The following is a 1,936-nucleotide window of genomic DNA, read 5'->3' as shown; positions in this document are numbered from 1 at the left end:
GTTGTGCAAAGAAAGAGGAAATGTCTCAAATCACCACATTTGATTCAAAAGAGGGCGCACAAGCAGAAGCAGAAACCAAACTAGCTTATATGAATGGAAATTTTTGTGGTAAACATGAGTTTCAACTGGTTGAAGTGAATGACAATTTTGTTATCGGCATGGTTGGCGGTGGCTGTGGATGCAAATCCGGACATTAAAAGGGGGAAATTATGGAACATCATGTAGTGGTTGAAAAGCTCTGTAAATGTGCGATACGAAAAAAAATGCCTCAAATCAAAACGTTAAATGACAAAGAAGACGCAATGCGAATCGCACGTGCATGGGCGCAAGAGATGAATGAAAGCTTTTGTGGACAACACGCATTTGGTGTTGTAGAGGTGGATGACAATTATGTCATCACCGTAGGTGAGGGAAGCTATTAAGTGCTTCTCGCACGCTTAATGCATGTTTTATGTTATACCACACATAGGAGTAGTCTATGGTCAGCCGTGCAAAAATCAAAGAACTCATGAATGAGAGCGCTTGCTCCCATAGCAAAGATAAAAAACCAGGAGAAGGGTGTGATAAGCCGAAACCGGGGCTTGCCGCAGGGGGATGTGCATTTGACGGTGCACAAATCTCCCTTTTTCCGTATGCTGATGCGGTACACTTGGTTCATGGTCCTCAAACATGTCTTGGTTCTTCATGGGAGACACGTGAAACAAAAACGTCGTATACGGGTGTGGACCATACACAAATGGGATTCACCACGGGGATAAATACCAATGATGTCATCTTTGGCGGTGATAAACGGCTGAGTGATTCGATCGATTATATAATGGAACACTATACGCCTGAAGCAATTTTTGTCTATTCGACGTGTGTGACGGCATTGGTGGGAGACGACATCGATATGACCTGCAAGCTCGGAAGCGAAAAACACGGTATACCGGTTGTTCCCGTCCATGCCGCAGGATTTGTCGGAAGCAAAAACCTCGGTTCACGCCTTGCTGGGGAGGCTGTGTTGGAACATCTGATCGGTACCAAAGAACCCGAATTTACAACCCCCTACGACATCAATCTCATTGGCGATTACAACGTAACGGGCGATATGTGGCAGTATTTGCCGTTGTTTGAAAAGATCGGTATCCGTGTTTTGAGTTCCATGAGTGGAGACGGGCGTGTCGGCGATATCCGCACAGCTCATCGGGCGAAACTCAATGTGATCGTTTGTGCCAAATCTCTAATCACACTAACGCGAAAAATGAATGAGCAGTATGGGATACCGTGGATTTCGGTCTCGTTTTACGGTAAACGTGATACGACATTTGCGATTCGTGAAATCGTTAATGCATTAGGGTGCCCTGAACTCATAGCACGAGCCGAAGCGGTCATCGCAGAGGCCGAAGCTAATCTTGAGATGGCATTGACACCGTATCGCGAATTATTTGCAGGAAAAAAAGCGGTTCTCAATACGGGTGGAAATAAAGCGTGGTCTATTGCTTCGGGATTACAGGATTTAGGGATCGAAGTGGTGGCAACAAGTGTGGCGAAATCGACGCAGGATGACATCGATAAAGCACGTGAATATCTGGGTGAGAATGGGGTATTGATGACGAAACCCGCTTCCGAGCAGGGGAAAATCATCGACCAGACGGGTGCGCATATCCTCCTCGCAGGAGGACGAAGCCTTTACACCGCGATCAAAAAAAAGATCTCATTTATCGATGTCAATCAGGAGAAAAAAACGAGCTACGGCGGATACAACGGATTACTGAATTTGGCAGAAGATCTGAAATATGCGTTCCGTAATCCCGTTTTTGCCAATGTTGGTCGCGCGGCACCGTGGGAAATTTAGAGCGTCTGATCCATAAACGCTTTTAACTCATCAAGGCTAAGCGGTTTAGAATAGTAATAGCCTTGGATTTCATGACAGCCTTCTTTTTGTAAAAAGGTT

General features: G+C 45.6%; 3 protein-coding genes. All 3 read left to right on the top strand.

Annotated features, from left to right (window positions below; translation table 11 throughout):
* Positions 1-197: hypothetical protein (locus WA010_RS02595; RefSeq protein WP_422555619.1), on the top strand; the 197-nt coding region annotated here is incomplete at its 5' end.
* A gap of 12 nt (positions 198-209) precedes the next feature.
* Positions 210-422, top strand: a complete 213-nt coding sequence (locus WA010_RS02590; protein ID WP_422555618.1) for a hypothetical protein — start codon at positions 210-212, stop codon at positions 420-422.
* A gap of 56 nt (positions 423-478) precedes the next feature.
* Positions 479-1,837, top strand: a complete 1,359-nt coding sequence (gene nifE, locus WA010_RS02585) for a nitrogenase iron-molybdenum cofactor biosynthesis protein NifE (RefSeq protein ID WP_422555617.1) — start codon at positions 479-481, stop codon at positions 1,835-1,837.
* Positions 1,838-1,936 lie beyond the last annotated feature (99 nt).

It is taken from the genome of Sulfuricurvum sp. (genome assembly GCF_049305995.1).
Lineage (GTDB): Bacteria > Campylobacterota > Campylobacteria > Campylobacterales > Sulfurimonadaceae > Sulfuricurvum.
Note: the sequence above shows the minus strand (reverse complement) of the source record. Positions and strands in the feature narration are given on the sequence as shown.